At 59.6% G+C, this 19812-nt stretch carries 20 protein-coding genes; 5 read left to right on the forward strand and 15 right to left on the reverse strand.

Annotated features, from left to right (window positions below):
- Positions 1 to 68: 68 nt before the first annotated feature.
- The 3 genes from nhaB to PseAD21_RS27335 form a co-directional block, all read right to left on the reverse strand.
- The gene (gene nhaB / locus PseAD21_RS27325) at positions 69 to 1571 is read right to left on the reverse strand and encodes a sodium/proton antiporter NhaB (protein ID WP_102358859.1); all 1503 of its coding nucleotides are present in this window, start codon (positions 1569 to 1571) and stop codon (positions 69 to 71) included.
- A gap of 67 nt (positions 1572 to 1638) precedes the next feature.
- On the reverse strand, positions 1639 to 2928 hold the full coding sequence (locus PseAD21_RS27330) for a hypothetical protein (protein ID WP_102358860.1): 1290 nt from the start codon (positions 2926 to 2928) through the stop codon (positions 1639 to 1641).
- 278 nt (positions 2929 to 3206) lie between these two features.
- Positions 3207 to 3473, reverse strand: a complete 267-nt coding sequence (locus PseAD21_RS27335; RefSeq protein WP_102358861.1) for a hypothetical protein — start codon at positions 3471 to 3473, stop codon at positions 3207 to 3209.
- Between the two features lie 344 nt (positions 3474 to 3817).
- On the opposite strand from PseAD21_RS27335, the gene PseAD21_RS27340 reads away from it, so the two are divergent.
- Positions 3818 to 5143 carry a sigma-54 dependent transcriptional regulator gene (locus PseAD21_RS27340; protein ID WP_102358862.1) on the forward strand — a complete coding sequence of 442 codons (1326 nt, stop codon included), beginning with the start codon at positions 3818 to 3820 and terminating at the stop codon, positions 5141 to 5143.
- 102 nt (positions 5144 to 5245) lie between these two features.
- Here the strand turns inward: PseAD21_RS27340 and PseAD21_RS27345 are convergent, their stop codons facing one another.
- From PseAD21_RS27345 to PseAD21_RS27385, 9 genes are all read right to left on the reverse strand, one after another.
- Positions 5246 to 6568 (reverse strand): hypothetical protein, encoded by a 1323-nt coding sequence (locus PseAD21_RS27345; RefSeq protein WP_102358863.1) that lies wholly within the window; start codon positions 6566 to 6568, stop codon positions 5246 to 5248.
- Between the two features lie 45 nt (positions 6569 to 6613).
- Entirely contained in the window at positions 6614 to 7360 is a 747-nt protein-coding gene (locus PseAD21_RS27350) for a hypothetical protein (protein ID WP_102358864.1), read from the reverse strand.
- A 44-nt stretch (positions 7361 to 7404) separates the two neighbouring features.
- Entirely contained in the window at positions 7405 to 8085 is a 681-nt protein-coding gene (locus PseAD21_RS27355) for a C39 family peptidase (protein ID WP_102358865.1), read from the reverse strand.
- A gap of 63 nt (positions 8086 to 8148) precedes the next feature.
- Positions 8149 to 9153 carry a heme utilization protein gene (locus PseAD21_RS27360; protein ID WP_102358866.1) on the reverse strand — a complete coding sequence of 335 codons (1005 nt, stop codon included), beginning with the start codon at positions 9151 to 9153 and terminating at the stop codon, positions 8149 to 8151.
- Positions 9154 to 9224: 71 nt separating this feature from the next.
- On the reverse strand, positions 9225 to 9797 hold the full coding sequence (locus PseAD21_RS27365) for an adhesin (protein WP_102358867.1): 573 nt from the start codon (positions 9795 to 9797) through the stop codon (positions 9225 to 9227).
- 1 nt (position 9798) lies between these two features.
- On the reverse strand, positions 9799 to 10248 hold the full coding sequence (locus PseAD21_RS27370) for a hypothetical protein (protein WP_102358868.1): 450 nt from the start codon (positions 10246 to 10248) through the stop codon (positions 9799 to 9801).
- A gap of 335 nt (positions 10249 to 10583) precedes the next feature.
- Positions 10584 to 11108 carry an AAA family ATPase gene (locus PseAD21_RS27375; RefSeq protein WP_102358869.1) on the reverse strand — a complete coding sequence of 175 codons (525 nt, stop codon included), beginning with the start codon at positions 11106 to 11108 and terminating at the stop codon, positions 10584 to 10586.
- Positions 11105 to 11668 carry a nicotinamide riboside transporter PnuC gene (gene pnuC / locus PseAD21_RS27380; RefSeq protein WP_102358870.1) on the reverse strand — a complete coding sequence of 188 codons (564 nt, stop codon included), beginning with the start codon at positions 11666 to 11668 and terminating at the stop codon, positions 11105 to 11107. The genes PseAD21_RS27375 and pnuC overlap by 4 nt, the downstream gene beginning before the upstream one ends.
- Before the next feature lie 152 nt (positions 11669 to 11820).
- The gene (locus PseAD21_RS27385; protein WP_102358871.1) at positions 11821 to 13455 is read right to left on the reverse strand and encodes a methyl-accepting chemotaxis protein; all 1635 of its coding nucleotides are present in this window, start codon (positions 13453 to 13455) and stop codon (positions 11821 to 11823) included.
- 305 nt (positions 13456 to 13760) lie between these two features.
- On the opposite strand from PseAD21_RS27385, the gene PseAD21_RS27390 reads away from it, so the two are divergent.
- Together PseAD21_RS27390 and PseAD21_RS27395 are read left to right on the forward strand one after the other, a co-directional pair.
- Complete coding sequence (locus PseAD21_RS27390) at positions 13761 to 14591, forward strand: undecaprenyl-diphosphate phosphatase (RefSeq protein ID WP_102358872.1); 831 nt, start codon at positions 13761 to 13763, stop codon at positions 14589 to 14591.
- On the forward strand, positions 14588 to 15016 hold the full coding sequence (locus PseAD21_RS27395) for a DUF1294 domain-containing protein (protein ID WP_102358873.1): 429 nt from the start codon (positions 14588 to 14590) through the stop codon (positions 15014 to 15016). The genes PseAD21_RS27390 and PseAD21_RS27395 overlap by 4 nt, the downstream gene beginning before the upstream one ends.
- A 114-nt stretch (positions 15017 to 15130) precedes the next feature.
- Here PseAD21_RS27395 and PseAD21_RS27400 read toward each other — a convergent pair whose 3' ends face one another.
- Together PseAD21_RS27400 and PseAD21_RS27405 are read right to left on the reverse strand one after the other, a co-directional pair.
- The gene (locus PseAD21_RS27400; RefSeq protein WP_102358874.1) at positions 15131 to 15490 is read right to left on the reverse strand and encodes an MmcQ/YjbR family DNA-binding protein; all 360 of its coding nucleotides are present in this window, start codon (positions 15488 to 15490) and stop codon (positions 15131 to 15133) included.
- Positions 15487 to 16395, reverse strand: coding sequence for a LysR substrate-binding domain-containing protein (locus PseAD21_RS27405; RefSeq protein ID WP_102358875.1), 909 nt, complete (start codon positions 16393 to 16395; stop codon positions 15487 to 15489). The genes PseAD21_RS27400 and PseAD21_RS27405 overlap by 4 nt, the downstream gene beginning before the upstream one ends.
- A gap of 125 nt (positions 16396 to 16520) precedes the next feature.
- On the opposite strand from PseAD21_RS27405, the gene PseAD21_RS27410 reads away from it, so the two are divergent.
- Both PseAD21_RS27410 and PseAD21_RS27415 read left to right on the forward strand, forming a co-directional pair.
- Complete coding sequence (locus tag PseAD21_RS27410; protein ID WP_102358876.1) at positions 16521 to 17132, forward strand: FMN-dependent NADH-azoreductase; 612 nt, start codon at positions 16521 to 16523, stop codon at positions 17130 to 17132.
- A gap of 238 nt (positions 17133 to 17370) precedes the next feature.
- Positions 17371 to 18408, forward strand: coding sequence for a dienelactone hydrolase (locus tag PseAD21_RS27415; RefSeq protein ID WP_102358877.1), 1038 nt, complete (start codon positions 17371 to 17373; stop codon positions 18406 to 18408).
- Between the two features lie 32 nt (positions 18409 to 18440).
- On the opposite strand, the gene PseAD21_RS27420 is transcribed toward PseAD21_RS27415, so the two are convergent.
- Positions 18441 to 19634 carry an MFS transporter gene (locus PseAD21_RS27420; RefSeq protein WP_102358878.1) on the reverse strand — a complete coding sequence of 398 codons (1194 nt, stop codon included), beginning with the start codon at positions 19632 to 19634 and terminating at the stop codon, positions 18441 to 18443.
- Between the last annotated feature and the right edge of the window lie 178 nt (positions 19635 to 19812).

Genomic DNA, 19812 nt, shown 5'->3' on the forward strand with positions numbered 1-19812 from the left:
CCGCTCCCACCGTTTTGATCGAGTGTTGTCAGAGCCATTGGCTCACTCCTACAGTTTATTCGCTGTAATTACAGCCAGTAGCTCACCGCATACCAGCCCAGCAGCCCCATCACCACGGTGTACGGCAACGCCATCCACACCATTCGCCCATACGACAGGCGCACCAGCGGCGCAATCGCCGAGGTCAGCAGAAACAGGAATGCTGCCTGACCATTGGGCGTCGCCACGCTCGGCAGGTTGGTGCCGGTATTGATCGCGATTGCCAGGGTCTCGAAGTGTTCGCGGCTCATGTGCCCGGACAGGAATGCCTGTTTAACCTCGGTGATGTAGATCGTGGCAACGAACACGTTGTCGCTGATCGCCGAGAGCAGGCCGTTGGCAATGAACAGCATGCCCGGCTGTTGATCCGCCGGCAGCGCCAGCACCCACTGGATCAGCGGGGCAAACAGCTGTTGATCGTGAATCACCGCAACTACGGCAAAAAACACCACCAGCAACGCGGTGAACGGCATGGCGTCCTTGAACGCAGTACCCAGGCGATGCTCGTCGGTGATGCCGGTGAAGGCCGTGATCAACACGATCACCATCAGACCGATCAAGCCCACTTCGGCCACGTGAAATGCCAGGCAGCCAATCAGGATCAGCGCGGCAGTGCCTTGCACCAGCAGGGCGGCGCGCTGGCGCGGAGTGCGTTCGGCGTTGTCTTCAGCGGCGTAATTGGCAAGGACGGCGCGCACGTTGTCCGGCAGCAAGGTGCCGTAGCCAAACCAGCGAAGTTTTTCCAGCAACACGCAGGTCACCAGGCCTGCCACCAGCACTGGCAGCGATACCGGTGCGACTTTCTGGAAGAACTCGCCGAAGTGCCAGCCCATTTCATGGCCGATCAACAGATTCTGCGGCTCGCCCACCAGGGTGCAAACCCCACCGAGTGCGGTGCCGACCGCGCCATGCATCAACAGACTGCGCAGGAACGCACGAAACTGTTCCAGATCGTCATGGTGCAGGGCCGGCAGGTGCTGGTCGTCGCCGAATTCGCTGTCCTGGCGTGGGTCGTTGCCCGAGGCCACACGGTGGTAGACCGAGTAGAAGCCAACAGCCGCGCTGATGATCACCGCCGTCACGGTCAGGGCATCGAGAAATGCCGACAGAAATGCCGAGAGAAAGCAGAACATCAGCGCCAGAAACGCCTTGGAGCGCACGCCCAGCAGCAGCCGTGAGAACAGAAACAGCAGCAGATCCTTCATGAAGTAGATGCCCGCGACCATGAACATCAGCAGCAGGATCACCGGGAAGTTGTGCACCAGCTCATCGTACAGAGCCTGTGGGGTGGTCATCTTCAGCAGCAGGGCTTCGATCAGTAACAATCCACCGGGCATCAACGGATAGCACTTGAGGGCCATCGCCAGGGTGAAAATGAATTCGATCACCAGCAGCCAGCCGGCAGCGACCGGGCCAACGGTGAACAGCACCACGGCATTGAGGATCAGGAACCCGACGATGCACGCCTTGTACCAGCGGGGCGAGTGCCCGAGGAAGTTGTGCGCGAACGCCTGGGCCAGTGAACCGGACATCGGTTGCTCCTTGTATTAAGAAGCGCGCAAGTTGCCGCAAGTGTCGGTCAAGTTCAAGTCTGGGGGACTATTGATTCAGATAGCGCGCGACCATGGCCCGGTAGTTGCCGTCCAGTGAATAGCCGCCGACCAGGATTTGCCCGTCCGCCTGCAACGCCAATGAGTTGGCGGTATCCAGGCTGCGTCCCAGACGTGTGCGTAGCCAACCGTGGCCGTTGCCGAACTGTGCGTCGAGTTGTCCGTCGGGCAGATAGCGCGCCACGATGAAATCCGCCTCGATACCGCCAATGGTTGCGCCCACGGCGATGATTCGGTCATCGGCCATGCGTTGGGCAGCGCTCCATTGGCAGCCACTGGGGCCGATTTCCAGCAAGTGCGGGTGGCCGGCGTTGCTGCGCAATTCCGGGCGACCGTTGGGATGCAAACTCAGCGCCATGCAGCGGATCGGATCGCGACTGCTGCCAAAGCAGTGCAGGTGCTCCATCGATTCGAGTACCTGACTGACCATCGCGCTTTGCCCGTGAGCCTTGAAGGCGAGGAAGCCATCCACCGCAAAGCGCTCGTCCAGGCGCCCGTCAGGCAGATAGCGCGCCACCAACCCCTCCTGAGGGAAGTCAATGGAGCCGGCGACAACGATGCGTCCATCCTTCTGTAGCAGGAGGCTGCTGAGCCAGGTATTGAGCAGCAGATGGCGGATCATCACGAAACCGCGACCGTTGAAACTTGCATCGAGCGCGCCGTCAGGGGTGAGGCGGATCAGCATGCCGGCATGGTCGGCCAGTTCGAAGTGGTGATTGGCGATCAGCAGAATGTGCCCGTCGTCCTGCACGGCAATGTCGCAGGCTTCTGCACCGGATATACCGGGCGGTAGCCAGATATCGCGTGAGCCGATGGAAAGATCGCCCGGCAGGCGCACGACTTGTCGACCGTTGTCGCCAAACGAGGTGTCAGGTGAGCCGTCAGTGTTGAACAGGGCGAGGGCGGGCAAGCTGCGATGGGCATTTTCATAGTGCAAGCCGGCCAGCAGGATTCGCCCGTCCGCCAGTACCTGTACTTTTGCGCCCATGGCTTCGAAGCCGGGGGCGAATTCACCGATCACGCTGCCTTGAACGCCGAAGCCGAGGTCGGCAGAACCGTCGGCGAGCATCCGCGCCAGTCCGAAACAGCTGCCATTGGCAGTGCCGACCTTGGCGGCCACCAATACCCGACCTTGCGGGTCCAGGGCCAGGCCTTGGGTCATGCTGGATACGCTGCCGGCGAAATACACTTGAGCAACGCCGGAGTGGGCAAATTGTCTGTCGAGTCGCCCGGCGTTGGTCGTTGGTGTCGGGAGCGCGAAGGCGTTCTCGGTGGTCATGCATGCTTCTCCTTGCAAGTTGACCAGTCCCGGTGGGCGGGTAACTGCATGAGCGAAACATTCAATCGCTGAATACGCCGAAGTACAACTGACATAACTAACAGGTGGAGGGTCGCACTGTGCCAGAACAGTGTCTTTTGGAACCAAATGAAAGCGTCGCAAGCAATGGCGCCTGACGCTTTAAAAGAAGTTGTACAAAAGTACAGAAGATAAAAAGTAACTGATAACTAAAGATGCACAGGGCGGATGACGTGAAAGTCATCCGCATGACCCTCTGATCAATGTGGCATCGACCACGATTGCAGTTGATGGCCTTCTTCGCTCAATTCGGCGCGTGCCTGCTGCAGCAACTGCTCCAGTTGCGCCGGGTCGGAGTAGGTGCTGCTCGGAATCTGCTTGCGGCCAATGTGCGAGTTGGTACGGTCGATGACAGTCAGGTTCAGTTCGCCGTTGCCGTCTTGTGGGGCCCAGGCCACGCACTGGAAGGGTTTGAACGCGTGGTTGGCAATCAAAAGAGCTTCGTTGATACGGAGCGGGGCGGTCATGGGGTCTTCTCTCTGTCGTGCCCAATCAAGTGATGTGCCGTCGGTTGGGCTTACCGTGCGGCTGGTTACTTGTACTGATGCACGCAACCCCGTGGCGGGTCACACATGACACAAAGAAATTTCAACTTTGTTGCTTATGCTCAGGAATCAGACAGTTTTTGAAAGCTGGCTGAAAGATTCAACTCGATAGCAGACTAATAAACTCCCGTCTTATAACTCGTTACCTTGTACATCTATAAGCAATCGATACAAGGGTCTGTCAATTTCTTGCTAATGTTACAGTCGGGTCTGCCAAATGACTGTTTTTACAATAATTTCCTTAAATTTGGCGCCAAGGAACAGTCATGATCGAAGCGCCAGCGTTACGACGTTTATTGGTAGTCGACCCCTGTGACGACTGTCATCGCCTGTTACCCGGTTTGCGCGCCGTGGGCTGGGATGTCGACAGTTGTACCCTGGAAAATGCCGCCGATCGGACATGCGATGTCGGATTACTGCGACTGCAACCTTTTCACCTCGAACGTCCCGAAGCGGTCAAGGAACTGATCAGCCGTAGCGGCACCGAATGGATCGCGGTGTTGAATCAGGAAGTCCTGCGCCTGCAAAACGTCGGTGACTTCGTCTGCGAATGGTTTTTCGATTTCCATACCTTGCCGTTTGATGTCTCACGGGTCCAGGTGACTCTTGGACGAGCGTTCGGCATGGCGCGTTTGCGCGGACAAGGGACGATTCACATCGATCAGCCGGAGCACGAACTGCTCGGCGACAGCAAGCCGATCCGCGAGCTGCGCAAATTGCTGAGCAAACTGGCGCCGACCGAGTCACCCGTGCTGATCCGGGGTGAAAGCGGGACCGGCAAAGAACTGGTCGCCCGCACCCTGCATCGCCAGTCCCAACGCCACAGCAAGCCGTTTGTGGCGATCAATTGTGGCGCGATTCCCGAACACTTGATCCAGTCCGAACTGTTCGGCCACGAAAAAGGCGCTTTTACCGGTGCGCATCAGCGCAAGGTCGGGCGTATCGAGGCGGCCAACGGTGGCACCTTGTTTCTTGATGAGATCGGCGATCTGCCTTTGGAATTGCAGGCCAACCTGCTGCGTTTTCTTCAGGAAAAACACATCGAACGTGTCGGCGGCAGCCAGCCGATCCCGGTTGATGTGCGCGTCCTGGCGGCCACCCACGTCGACCTGGAAGCCGCCATTGAGAAAAAGCGTTTTCGTGAAGACCTGTATTACCGGCTCAATGTGCTGCAAGTGGTGACCGCCCCGTTGCGCGAGCGCCACGGTGATCTGGCGATGCTGGCCAACCATTTTTCGCACTTCTACAGCCATGAAACCGGCCGCCGTCCGCGCAGCTTCAGTGAAGACGCGTTGATCGCCATGGGCAAACACGATTGGCCGGGCAACGTTCGCGAACTGGCCAATCGCGTGCGCAGGGGGCTGGTGCTGGCCGAGGGCCGGCAGATCGAAGCTCGAGACCTGGGGTTGATCAGCCAGCACTCGATCAACACGCCGATGGGCACGTTAGAGGACTACAAGACCCGCGCCGAACGCCAGGCGTTGTGCGACGTGTTGAACCGGCACAGCGACAATCTGAGTGTGGCGGCCAAGGTGCTGGGGGTGTCGCGGCCGACGTTTTATCGCCTGTTGCACAAACATCAGATTCGCTAAAAAAAATCGCCGTGGGCGCAGCGCTTGTGCAGTGAATCTGCAGGCGCTGTAAACACGGCGATCTCTTGTATGAAAGCCCCGCATCGGCGGGGCTTTTTTACGTCAGAAGTAGTACGGGAATTTAAGGCTGAAGGAGAAGTCCGGGGCATCTGGGGTCATGCCGATCGACAGGTTGGGTACGATGGTCAGGTTGTCCGTGGCGGCAATGGTCATGCCGACGTTGAAGTAGCCGGCGTTGGCATCGCTGGAGACCACCGATTGCCAGTCGCCACCGTCCTGTTTCAGCTTGCTTCTGCGTTGCACCAGATCAGACATCGAGAACGACATACTCATCTTTTCGTTCAGTGCAAACGCAATACCGGCGCCGATCTGGAAGCTGTCGCCAATGCTGACCTTGCCCGGGGTTTTCTGGTTGACCGTCGAACTGATGTCATCGAACGACTCTTCCAGGTTGTGCGTGTAAGACAAGCTGCCGAACAGCACAGCCGGGTCGAACGTCTTGACCAGCGAGACGCCCGGGGTGATCGACCAGACGCCGTTGCCGGTGGGCAGCGTGTCAGGCACGAACAGGTTGGAGTTGGCGTCGGTCTGACGCAGCTTGATCCCGAACGGGTCCTTGCCGGTTGGCGCCTTGACTCGCAGGGTGACCACGGCGTCCGGGGTGTTGACCGACTCGTCGAGGAACTTGTATGCAATGCCGAAGTTGACGTCGCCGATCGTCGGATCACGCGAAACATCCTGTTCCGTGGTGACGTTGGACGCACCGCCATTGCCGCCACCGGACTGGTAGGTCGAATCGCGGTAAACCACTGGCACGTTCACATCGAACTGCCAGCGGTTGTCGAAGTTGTAGCGGCCGGTCAGGTCCAGCGTCCAGGTGTCAGCCTTGATCCGGTCGAGGTTGATGTTGCCCAGAAAGATCGAATCCAGGGCCAGAAAGCCGTTGAGGATCAGTTGGCGGGTGTCGTAACGCGAGTAGGTCACACCGGTTTCGAAGCTGAACTTACCGCCACCGAAGAAGCCGCTGGCTTCGTCGTAGAGGTTGGACACACTCTGGGCAGGTTGCGAATCGTCGGCCAGTGATTGCCCGTAAGAAGCGCCACTGCCCCCGGCTGCGCCCCCCGACGCTGCTGCCGCCCCGACACCAGGAGCCCCGGTACTGGTAGCGACTTTTGGATTGCCTTTCATGTCGGCTGGCGACTTGGCCAGACGCTTGGGTTGCGGCGCCGCCGGTTGGTCTTCGACCTGGCGAACCCGCTGCTCGAGCACCGCCAGCGCTTTTTGTTGTACATCGTAGCGTTGCTTCAGCTCCAGAAGCTCCTGTTTCAGGGCTTCTACGTCGGCGTCCGGTGCCGCTTGCAGCATGGCTGCAGGTAGAAGAGTGCTCAAACATACAGCGGCACGCAGTGATACTGATCGATACATGAAAAAGCCGTCCCTTTAAGCCCAATGATCGAGACTCAGCGTAGTTCAATATCCGATATTGCGTAGTGCCCTGAGTTGAGTCAGGTTGCAGTCCAGTGCGCCGGGGCTGATGCCGTTATTGCTAAGCACAACATTGAGTTGGGTCATGTTGTTGACCACGTTGGCACTGCCGAGCAGGCGAGTGTTCTGCAGCAGGCCACCCTGGGCGACTTGTTGCAAGGCCGTGCCTTGATTCCCCGAGGCTTGAATAGCCATCTGCACGCCACCGCTCGTGGCTGAAACGGCGACGCTGCCGGCGGCATTGCTGGCACCGATCGTCTGGCCGGCCATCAGGGCCTGACCTTGTGCTGGCGCCAAAGGAGGAGGGGTGTTGGCTTCTTTTACGTTGATTGCCACGTTGTTGTTGGCGGTGTTGCCGTCGCCGGCGGCGCGTACGCTTTGGGTCACGCCCTGGCTGCTGTCGAGTCCCGCACCACCGATGACATTGCCAGTGCCCGGAGTCGGGGTGCTGCCGTTGCCGTGTTGCTTGATGGTCGAGACGTAAAATTCCGGTTTGATCGTGGCGGCCTGAATCTGCATCGAGGTCGCAGCGCCAATCAGATCACCGCTGGCGTTGCGCCAGGTACTGCTCATGACAATGCCGAAGCTGATGATCCGCCCCGGCATGACGTAACGACCGCGTAGCTCGGAGAGCTCCTGGTCATTGATTTCGATAGGTTTGAACCCTGCATTGGCATAGCCTGACGCGCTCGCTGCCAGGCAGGCGGCGGCCAGCCAGTATGAGGTTTTCATCTGCTGCTCCCGGGACATCCAGCCCCATTCTTTATAATCGGCGATTAAAAGAAGTCGCTCTGTATGAACCCGAAGTCCATCAATTCAGCATCTTTGACAGGGTTGAAAGAGTCGAGCTTGTTCTTGGCGGTCAGCGGTGCCGGAGGACTGCGAAGTGCATTGGTTTTGTCGTATCCGGGGCCGACGATGGCGAAGACAATGCCGTTCCAGCCTTTGACAAAGTCATCATGGGCGTAGCGTTTGTGACCGAGAACCGGGTCTCCGATGTAAACCCAATTCTTGTCCGAGCGCTGCAGCACCACGAAATGCTTGTAGCCGCGAATTTCCATCAGTACCACCACCGGGATGGTGACATCGTCGAGCTTTTCCGGCGGTATCTTGTAACCTCTGGCGCGCATGCCGATGCTTTCTATGTAGCGCTTCATGTCCAGCATGGAAAAACCCTGAGTACGAACAAGGTCCTGGTCAGAGTTGACCAGCATGCCTTTGATGATGTGCTCCTCATCGACGTCGAGCCAATAGGCCTGGCGCAGAACCGTGGCCAGTGCGGCAGCGCCGCAGCTGAAATCGGTTTTTTGTTCGACGATGTCGGCAAACTTGCGTTCACGGATGCTTTGCACGTTCTTGTAGACGAGTACGCCGCCGGGCAGGGCAGCGACGGGCATCTGGGCAGCCTGAGTCAGGCCGGACAGGCAAAGCAGGGCGATAAAGGCAGTCTTACGCATGATCGATACGCCTTTGCGGACTGAGGAAAAGCCCCGTTTCCGGGGCTTTCGTTTCGATCGCGATTACATGCAGGCTTTGCAACCTGCAGCGATGGACAGCGAGTTGCTTTGTTGGTTGCCAACACCGGCGGCGTTGTTGAAGCCACCGTTACCCGACCAGTTGTTGCCTACGTTGGTCATGCCTGCAGTGTTGGTGACAGGGTTTTTCCAGCCGTCTGGAGTCAGCACTTGTTGAGTGGTTACACCAGCCAGACCGAAGGCACCCACAGCTTCGAAGGTAGCTTTTTGATCTTTGCCACCACCATTGCCGCCATGACCTTTGTCGTCGTTGCCATAACCGCCACCGCCGTGACCGTGATCGTCATCTTTGATGGTGGCTGTGCCAACGGCGCCGAATACGCCGACGGCGGCGACAGTGCCAGTGAGGGTATCTTTCTTGAAGGTCTGAGTGCCGTTGTTGCCGACTTGCAGACCGGTAGTGCTTTGGTTGGCAGCAGCAGCGGCTTGCGCTACACGACCACCGGACACAGCGATTGCCAGGTTGTTTTTCTGTTGGTTGAAGTTGCCGGCAGCGTTGTTCACGCCGATGTTCCCCGAGCCACTGTTGCCGACGTTGTTCATGCCGGCAGTGTTGGTGCTGGAGTAGTTGCCAACGGTGTTGTTGCTGTTGACTTGAGTGGCGCTGGAAGCGGACACCGCAGAGCCGAAGATGAAGCTTTCGTCAGCAGTTGCCAGAGCAGCGGCGTTGTCTTGTTGGTTGCCGTCACCGGCCACGTTGTTTGCACCGATGTTGCCGTTGGCGCCGTTGAGCGAGCCACTGATGCCGGCGTTGTTCTGGGTGCCCTGGTTCAGGACGGTGTTACCGCCGTTGTTTTGCACGTCGAGCACTGCGGCACCGGCACCTGCGCCGATTTGCAGCAGCTCTTCCAGGGTTGGACCTTTTGGTGGAGGAGGGTTGTGACCGTGACCACCATTGTTACCATGATCGTTGCCGCCTGCTTGAGCCGCCATTGCCATTACTGCTGCAAGAGCGAAAACCAGTGGTTTGAGAGCCATTGTAGTTTTCATGGTGTTTCTCCGTCGTGCTTATTAGTTGGTTAAGTGTTGGTACTTTCTAATTGCACTGCTTCTTGTTTGGGTCAGTCAGCGACCCGGATGCTCAGGGTGTTAGCCATACGGTTCCCCACCCCGGCACTCTGGTTCACCTGGATCACCCCTCGGCTGCCGGTGAAGGCCTGATCACTTGTCGTGACCTGGCGACTGCCGGGTGAGGTGCCAGTTGCTCCTGAGCTCGGTAAAAGCGCCACGTTCTGTTGCGACAGGGCGCTGTCGTCAACGCTCTGCGGGGCAGCACTGATGCTGACGCGCGTCACGTTGGCCATCTGGTTGTTGGCCCCGGCACCCTGGTTCACGCCCAGGATCCCGTTGCCATTACTGAAAGAGTTGCCACCAATGTTGGCGCTGGCGTTCATCGACGGGTTGGCGGGTGTATCGAGCTTTTGCCTGACGATGGTCGAGGCGCTGGCATTGGTGCCGATGGCGATCGCCTTGGTGTTGGCCTGTTGCATCTGGTCGCCGGCCGCCTGGTTGACGTTGAAGTTGCCGTGGTATTGCACACCGGTATCCTGGATGTCTGCGTTGTTCACGGAACTTGGATCGGCCATTGCGCTGGCGCAGCTGAAGAGGGCAAGCAGCAGAAGGGAACGATTCATCTCATTGGCCTCCAGCCATACGGGTCAGCGGTGCCAGACCGGTGCTCAACGAGCGATTGATCGTGTTGGAGATCGTGCCGCCACCGCCGCCGCCATGACCGGCGCTCATGCCTGGCAGGCCGTTGGGGTTGGTCAGGACGTTCATGCCGGGCATGTCCGAGTTCGGCGTGATCATGTTGCTGCGGATCGAGGAGCCGCTGGCTACACTGGCAAAGTCACCGTCACTGAGTTCGGTGCTGTTCATCGCTTGATTGATTCGATCGGAAGGGTTGGCATTGACCGTGGTGGGATAGGGATCTTTGCCGCCGCTGCGTCCGATGGGAATGGGCTGGACGTCGCGGTTGAGAACGATCACGCCATTGCCTTCGGCCTGAACGTTGAAACTGATGAATGTGCTGGCGGCTGATCCAATCAGCAGAAGGCAGGTCAGGCCTTTATTGAAATTCCCCACGGCGGCAATTCCTTCTTCAGTGGGCTGGCTCTTGTCAGCGTTGGGAAGGAGAGAGCGAAAGCTGTGCCGCTTTTGAATTGTTGTTGATTTTCAACCGGTTGGTGATGGGCCGTGCAGCGCTGATACAAAAACTGTTTCAGCGCTGAAACAGTCGCGCGGGCACCCAGTCGGTCAATGGCGGCGCAAAGCTCTGGAACAAGGGTTTGCCGGGGACTGTTTCACGGGCGTAACAGATATTCTGACAAAACGATGAAGGCCATTGAAATGGCTGCTTTGCGCTGGAGTGGGTGTTTCAGGAATGGACACTTGTGCCCCGAAAGGGGCTGTTCGCCGGGTCAATCAGCCAATAAATCAGCGACCGCCTCGAAAGCCTGCGCGCGGCGCTCATCCCAGTTGCCCTGAATGATCTGCAGCGTTTGCCCATGCTGTTCAAGCCAGTCGCGGGTGGCTTGAAAGAACGCCATGCGTTCGCTGAGTTGCGGCTGGCAACGCTGGCCATCGTCGGTCCAGTCGATCTGCTCCGGCGACAACACCAGGTGCAGGTCGTAGTGCCGCGCCAACAGCTCCGGTTCCAGCCATGCCGGGCAATCGCCGAACAGAGTCTGGCTCCACAGAATGTTGCTCAGCAGATGGGTGTCGAGAATCAGCAGCCCGGGTTGCTGCGCCCGTGCCTGATCTTCCCATTGCAACTGTCCACGGGCGATGTCGGGGATGTCGTTGAGGCAGGTATCGCGCGGATTCTGTTCGATGAACCAGCGCACGTATTCATCCACCCGCAAACCACCAAAATGCGCCTGAAGGTCGGCCGCCAGCCAGCTCTTGCCCGTGGATTCAGGGCCGGTCAGGACCACGACCTTCATGGCTGCAACGCCGGATCGGCGCGCCACTCACGCCAGCCTTGCACCGCAATCAGGGTGAACAGGGCATACAGTGCGGCGGTGAGGTACAGCCCCTTATAAAGAAACAGGCCGACGAAAATCACATCCAGCACGAACCACAGCGCCCAGCATTGCAGGCGTTTCTGCGCCATCCACAATTGCGCGACCAGGCTGAATGCCGTCAGTGCGGCATCGAGCCACGGCTGCGCGGCGTCAGTCCAGTGCGCCATGGCCGCGCCCAGCAGCAGGCTGCCGAGGGCGCCCACGCTCAGACCGAGCAGGATCGAGCGTCGGTCCAGACGCGTGACGTCGCGCCCGTCATGCAGGGTTCCGGCGCGGGTCCATTGCCACCAGCCGTAGACTTGCAGCGCGGCGTAGATCACTTGCAGCAACATGTCCGAGTACAGCTTCACGTCATAGAAGATCCAGCTGTACAGCAACACCATGACCAGGCCGATCGGCCAGCACCATGGATTCTGTTTGACCGTCAGCCAGACGGCGATCACACCGAGGGCGGCGGCAAACAGTTCAAGCCCGGACATGGGGGTTCCTTGGGGGGGAGTTGAGGAGGGAGCGGATTGTACCCAAAAACCTGTAGGAGTGAGCCTGCTCGCGATGGCGGTGTGTCAGTCACTCTGTGGTTGACTGATACGACGCTATCGCGAGCAGGCTCACTCCTGCAGGGGGGGCGGTGTTAGACGCGGAACTGGCGTAGAAGCTGGTTCAGCTGCTCACTTAATTGCCCAAGCTTAACGCTCGCTGCACTCGACTGCTCCGCCGCCAGCGCCGTGCTGTGGGACAGGCCGGCCGCCTGGGTGACGTTCTGATTGATATCCTCGACCACATGCGCCTGTTGCAGCGTGGCGCTGGCAATCGAAGCGTTCAGGCCATTGAGGTTGCGCAGTGCCTGGCCGATGGCGTTCAGGCTGGCACCGGCGAGGCCGGCCTGTTCGATGGTCAGTTGCGAGGCCTTGCTGCTGTCGCCGATGACCTTGACCGCCGCTTCGGAGTGATTCTGCAGGCGTTCGATCATGGTCTGGATTTCCGCCGTCGATTTTTGCGTGCGCTGCGCCAACAGCCGAACCTCATCGGCCACCACCGCAAAGCCGCGGCCCTGTTCACCGGCACGCGCCGCTTCGATGGCTGCGTTGAGCGCCAGCAGGTTGGTCTGCTCGGCAATCGAACGGATCACCTCCAGCACACTGCCGATCTGCGTGCTTTCCGCCGCCAGCGTGCGAATCACTTCGACGGCTTGATCAATGGTCCCGGACAGCTTGTCGATCTGTTGCAGGCTGCCGTCGATGTTGATCTGGCCCTGTTGCGCCTGGGCTTCGGCGTCGCGCATTTCAGCGGCGGCGTGTTCGGCATTCTTCGCCACGTCCTGCACGCCGTAGGTCACTTCATTGATCGCGGTTGCCACCAGTTCCATCTGCTGCGATTGCTGCTGGCTGCGTTGCTGGGCCTGGGTGGCATCATTGCCCAGCTCACTGGACGACTGGCCCAGCGCGCTGGCCGAGACCTGCAAATCACCGATGACCCGGCGCAACTTGGCGGTAAAAGCGTTGAAGTGATGCGCCAGTTGCGTGACTTCGTCCTGGCCGTGGGTATCGAGACTGCGGGTCAGGTCGCTTTCGCCGCTGGCGATGTTGGCCATGGCATTCACGGTTTCCTGCAGCGGGCGCACGATGCTGCGGGCAATCAGGATCACCAGCAGGGCCATGATCAAGGCGATCACCAGGCCGATTATCGTGGCCTTGATCACCTGGCCGCGGAACTCGCTCTGCACATCATCGATATAGACGCCGGAGCCGAGCACCCAGCCCCACGGTTCGAACAGTTTGACGTAGGAAGTCTTGGCCACCGGCTCGCTGGCGCCGGGCTTGGGCCAACGGTAATCGACCATGCCTGCGCCCCGGCTTTTGGCGATCGCGACCATCTCGTTGAACACCGCGAAACCGTCGGGATCGCGGATTGCCGAGAGGTTCTGGCCTTCAAGTTTGGGGTTGGTCGGGTGCATGACCATCACGGGCGTGAGGTCGTTGATCCAGAAGTAGTCGCTCTGGTCGTAGCGCAGGCCACGAATGGCGGTCAGCGCCTGTTTCTGTGCGGCGTCGCGGGTGAGGGTGCCGGCAGTTTCCAGGTCATGATAGTAGGTCAGCAGGCCGCTGGCGGTTTGCACCACATGCTGGGTTTTCTGCGCCTTGGCGTGGTACAGGTCATCGTGGATCTGCTTGAGCATCAACACGCCCAAAGTCAACAACATGACCACGGCCACAATCAAAATGAGCCACAAGCGTCGGCTGATCGACACACTGCGCAAGCTGTTCATAACGCTGTCACTCCGATTTCTTTTTCTTGTAATAAATCAACGCCAGCATCCAACCACGTTTCGGTGATCGGGCATACGCGACCCAAGTCGTATAACGCCGCAGCACTATTAAGGCTTGTCTGTTAGGATTTCGGCCCCGCGCGCGAAAACCTGAATCCAAGTTGATATTTCACGGAATTTTGACCGTTTCGTGTGGATCCTGTGCGCGCGGAATCGGTACAGCTACAAACAGCTACGCTGAACGCAGTGAACGTTAGAAAAATATTATCGGGGCATGCCGGCGTGCATCGCTCTTTGGGGGATTGATGGATCTTTGGACCGCCTTGCAGGCACTGATTCTTGGAGTTGTAGAGGGGCTGACGGAGTTTTTGCCCATTTCCAGTACCGGACACCAGATCATTGTTGCCGACTTGCTCGACTTCGGCGGCGAACGGGCCATGGCGTTCAACATCATTATTCAGCTCGGCGCGATCCTCGCGGTGGTCTGGGAATTTCGCCGCAAGATCCTCGACGTGGTGATTGGCTTGCCGACCCAGCCGAGTGCGCGACGCTTCACCGCCAACCTGCTGATCGCTTTCCTGCCGGCGGTGGTGTTGGGGGTGATTTTTGCCGACTTGATCCACCAATACCTGTTCAACCCGATCACCGTGGCGACCGCGTTGGTAATCGGCGGGGTGATCATGTTATGGGCCGAACGCCGCCAGCATGAAGTGCATGCCGAAACCGTTGACGAGATCACTTGGAAGGACGCGTTGAAGGTCGGTTTCGCCCAGTGCCTGGCGATGATTCCCGGCACCTCGCGCTCTGGCTCGACGATCATCGGCGGTCTGCTGTTCGGCCTGTCGCGCAAGACCGCCACCGAGTTCTCGTTCTTTCTGGCGATGCCGACCATGGTCGGCGCGGCGGTTTACTCCGGTTACAAGTATCGCCACCTGTTCGTGCCGGCAGATTTCCCGGTGTTCGCCATCGGCTTCATCACCGCGTTCATCTTCGCCATGATCGCCGTGCGCGGTCTGCTCAAGTTCATTGCCAGCCACAGCTACGCGGCATTCGCCTGGTATCGGATTGTCTTCGGTCTGGTGATTCTCGCAACCTGGCAGTTCGGCTGGGTCGACTGGTCGGCGGCCAAGCCATGAATGATTCACGCGCCCGTCGCCCGGACGGGCGCCCGTCCGGTGGCGGCGTTCAGTATCTGAAACTGAAACTGGCGGTATTGCTGATCGTCTGCGCATTGCCGGCATTCGGCGCGCTGTCGATGTGGCTGCGCGGGATCTCGCTGGTGCCGCTGACCGCCTATGGTGTGGTCAGCGTGTTGACGTTCTTCATGTACTGGGCGGACAAGCGCAAGGCCCGCGCCGATGCCTGGCGCACCCCGGAGAACATCCTGCACGCACTGGAACTGGCCGGCGGCTGGCCCGGCGCGCTGATCGCCCAGCAGGTGTTCCGGCACAAGACGCGCAAGGTGTCGTTTCAGATTCTGTTCTGGGCGATCGTGGCGTTGCACCAGGTGTTCTGGATTGATCAGCTGTTTCTCGGCTCGAACCTGCTTTCACTGTTCTAAATCACCACAAATCCCCTGTAGGAGTGAGCCTGCTCGCGATAGCGTCGTACCTGTCAAAGAGATGTCGACTGATACACCGCTATCGCGAGCAGGCTCACTCCTACAGGGATGGTGTCAAAGCAGTAATCCAACTTGGGTTTTCTTCGGCAGCTTGCTCACCACCAACTGATGCGATCGCGTCAGCAATCCGCGCAATTCCTCGGCGCCCAGCGGGTAGGGCGGGTGCATGATGATCCACTGTGCCCGCGCCAGATAAGGCGCCGGATGAATGCCCGGACGGTCGCAATGGCCGAGAAACAGATCCCTGTCGACCTTGAACGCCAACGAATCTCCGCGTAGCCCCTGCAAGGCGAACATCTTGTTGCCGGCGATCGAAAACACCCGCACGCCACCCCATTTGTAATCCTCCCGCGCGCCCGGCAAGGCCAGGCAGAAGGCCGCGACATCCGCTTCGTTCATCTTTCCCTTGGTCATAACAGTCGCTCCCCACACGCATTGAACGATTCGACCAGATGATCGATCCACGCCCGCACCGCCGGCATCACCCCGCGTCGATGCGGATACACCGCCTGCAACCAGCCACCAGGCAACGACCACTCGGGCAGCAATTGCACCAGCGCACCGCTCTCAAGATCGCCTTCGCAATACATCATCGGCAACAGGGTAAAACCTTGGCCGGCCAGCACACAGGCCTTGCGCACGATGAAGTCATCGATGCCCAGCCGCGCTTCCATGTTCAGTTCGACGCTGTGGCCCTGTTGATCGAGCAAGCGTACGTGCACCATGCGGTCGGCTTCCAGCGCGCCGAGTACCGGCAGGTTCTTCAGGTCTTGCGGGTGGGTGATTGTTTTGCCCTCGACAAATGCCGGGCTGGCCACCACCACCATTTGCGCCTGGCGCAGACGGCGGGTCACCAGCAACGGATCTTCATCGCCGAGTTCGCGCACGCGCAGCGCTACGTCGAACCCTTCTGCAACCAGATCCACCCGCCGATTGAGCAGCACCACCTCCAGTTGCACCTGAGGAAATCTGCCGAGGAACTCACTGATCACCCAGGGCAACATTTCTCGCGCCAGACCGGTTGGACACGACACGCGCAAGCGGCCGCGCGGCTCGCTGGACATGCTGGCGACAGCTTCGTCGGCCATTTCCGCTTCGAGCAGCATGGCCTGACAGTGACGCAGGTAACGTTCGCCGACAGCGGTCAGGTTCAACTGGCGGGTGGTGCGCTGCAGCAGGCGGGCGCCCAGACGCTCTTCAAGTTCGGCAATGCGCCGTGACAACCGTGACTTGGGAATGCCCAGCAAGCGCCCGGCCGCCGCGAAACCACCGGCCTCGACCACCTTGGCGAAATAGTAGAGATCGTTGAGATCCTGCATGAAAAGTCCACCGTTCTATCAGTGGGACGAACTATCGCATTGTAGGCGGCTAATCAGCTATTGGTTTCTTCCGTAGGATTGTCTCCATTCCGTCGCCGCCGGCGATTCTTTCCAGGAGATTCCACATGAAACTGCTGCACATCGATTCGAGCATTCTGGGCGACAACTCGGCTTCCCGTCAGTTGAGCAGCCAAGTCGTCAAAGCCTGGCAAGCCGCCGAGCCTGCTGCCGTCGTGACCTACCGCGACCTGGCCGCCGACGCCATCAGCCACTTCTCGTCGACCACCCTGGTCGCCGCCGGCACCACTGCTGAGCTGCGCAACGCCGCACAACAGCATGAAGCTGAACTGAGCGCTTCGACCCTGGCTGAATTCATCGCTGCTGACGCCGTCGTTATCGCCGCACCGATGTACAACTTCACCGTACCGACCCAGCTCAAGGCCTGGATCGACCGCGTCGCCGTTGCCGGCCAGACTTTCCGCTACACCGAAGCCGGCCCTGAAGGCCTGTGCGGTGGCAAGAAAGTGGTCATCGTCTCCACCGCCGGCGGGATTCATGCCGGTCAGGCGAGCGGCATTGCTCACGAAGAATACCTGAAGCTGGTTCTGGGCTTCCTCGGCATCACCGACATCGAAATCGTCCGTGCCGAAGGCCTGGCCTACGGTGATGAAGTGCGCAACAACGCGATGAGCGCTGCTCAGGCGAAGATCAGCGAGCAACTGTTCGCCGCTGCGTAAGCATTGCGTAAAGACCAGCTGCCGTTCAGGTAGTCTCTCAAAAAACTCTGTATTCTGGTTCTGCAAGGGCCAGATGCGGAGTTTTTTGTTTCTGACTGTTGCATAATCTGGCCCGGGTTATGCAGTCAAACGATCAACGTCTGAGTGCAACGCCGCGCCGGATCACCGAACCTCGGGGTTTCGGGCGTGTCGGAACACAAAGGATCTTTCGATTGAGTAACACAGGGTGGGCCATCCGATGATGCGTCTTTGTGCAACGTTACTGATTTGCCTGCTTGGCAGCCTCGGTTCAGTGCATGCCGCGCCCGGGCGACACCCTGTCTGGAGTGTCGGTTACCACGAGATGACATTCCTCGATCCGCTGGATCTGCAACCGATGCGCGCCATCGCCTTCTATCCCTCCAGCGACCGCGAACACACCAGCCTGCTTGAGGGTTACACCGTCGAGGCGGGTGCCGATACCAAGGTCGCCATCGGCCGCTTTCCGATGCTGATGCTGTCCCACGGCAACACCGGCACGCCCATCGCGCTGCATGACCTCGCCACCTCGCTGGCACGCAAGGGCTTTGTGGTGGTGGCGGTGATTCATCCCGGCGACAACTCCAGGGATCACAGCCGACTCGGCACCCTGAGCAATCTGTATGGGCGGCCGATCCAGATTTCCGAAGCGATCACCGCCACCCTCGGCGACCCGATGCTGTCGCCGTTCGTCAACGCCGATCAGGTCGGGGTGATCGGTTATTCGGCTGGCGGCGAGACCGCGCTGATCCTCTCTGGCGCGCAGCCGGACCTGGACCGCCTGCGCCGTTACTGCCAGGAGCGCCCGGACGACCGCGATGCCTGCAACACCCAGGGCGAGCTGATCGTCGATCGGGATGACTTGCAGCCTGTAGCCGATCCGCGCGTGCATGCGTTGTTGCTGATGGCGCCGCTGAGCCTGAAGTTCGGTCGTCACACTTTGGCGGATGTGCATGTGCCGGTGCTGCTCTACAGCGGCGATGGCGACAAGCTGGTGGCCTTCGACAAGAATGCCGCGGCGCTGGCGCGCAAGCTGCCGACTGCGCCGGACTTCAAATTGCTCGCCGGGGCAGGGCATTTCGTCTTTATGGCGCCGTGCAACGAAGAGCAGATTCGCGCAATGCCGGCGCTGTGTACCGACGCCGACGGTGTGGATCGCGAAGACATCCACCGCAATCTGATTTCCGAAGCCGGGCAGTTCTTCTCGCGCACGCTGGGCAAACCGAGCCGGGCGGGGATGCAGACCGCGGATCAGTGAGCGACTCAACTCCCCCCTGTGGGAGATGTATTTCAGTCTTGAAAACTTGCCCGGCGCTTGAGCAACAAGGTCAACCCCAGCCCGATCACCGACAACAGTGCCGCGCTGAAGAAAATCCACGAATACCCCAGGTTCAGCGCCACCGCCCCCATCAACGGCCCGGCAATCGCCAGCGCCAGATCGAAGAACACCGCGTAAGCCCCCAATCCCGAACCCCGGCTGGAATTGGGCACCTGCCTGATCGCCTCAACCCCCAGCGCCGGATACACCAGCGACAGGCCGAAACCGGCCAGCCCCGCACCGATCAGCGCGATCGCGGTGGACGGCCCCAGCCACAGCAGCACCAGTCCAACGGTTTCGATGCTCATGCAGGCAATCGCTGAGTTGAACCCGCCAAATCGACTGATGGCTGAAATGAACAGCAGCCGCGAGAGGATGAAGCACACGCCAAACACTGTCAGGCAGTACGCGGCGCCGCTCCAGCCCCGATTGAGGTAATAGAGGGTGATAAACGTGGTCAGCGTGCCGTAACCAATGGACGCCAGGCTCAAACTGGCGCCAAACGGTGCAATGCGCCCGAACACCGCCCAAAAAGGCAGCCGCTCGCCACGCACCACGGGCACCGAGGGTTTATTGCGGATCAGCACCAAAGCACCCGCCGCCAATACCGACAGGGCGATACCCAGGCTCGCGAAGCCGTAATCGGCGACCATCACCACGCCCAGTGGCGCGCCAATCGCAATCGCGCCATAGGAAGCAATGCCGTTCCAGCCGATCGACCTTGCCGTGTGTTCGGCGCCGAGCTGGCCCATGCACCAACTGATGGTGCCGACCCCGATCAAGCCCTGCGCGACCCCAAGCAACAGCCGTCCGGCGACCAGAATCAGCAGGCTCGGCAACGGGAAGTCCTGCAGCAGCGTCGACATCAGCGTCAGCAGCCCACTGAGCACAATCCCCGATAACCCGTAAACAATCGCGCGCTTGGTGCCGATGGTGTCCGACATGCGTCCGGCCATTGGCCGGCTGAGCAGCGTGGCCAGGTACTGCGAGCCGATGACCAGCCCCGCAATAATGGCGCTGAACCCCAGTTGTTCGTGCACATAGCCGGGCAGCACGGCAATCGGCAGGCCAATGCACAGGAAGGCAACAAAGGTGTAGAAAACGATGGAGACGATCTGCAAGGTGATCGCCATTGAGCTTTGCGGGGGCTGTTGCTGCGCAGACATGAGGACTCGTTCGCGGGCGGCGGCAGGAGAGTCGGCATCATGGCTTGGCGCTGGAATAAAAGGAAGCAGGCTAACTATTTTTTCTGGCTATCCCGATTGTTGCTGATGGCCCCATCGCGAGCAGGCTCACTTGTATGGTAGGACTTGAAGGGAGGAGGAGGGACAAGGCTCGATTCTG

Source organism: Pseudomonas sp. AD21 (genome assembly GCF_002878485.1).
In the GTDB taxonomy this organism is placed as follows: domain Bacteria; phylum Pseudomonadota; class Gammaproteobacteria; order Pseudomonadales; family Pseudomonadaceae; genus Aquipseudomonas.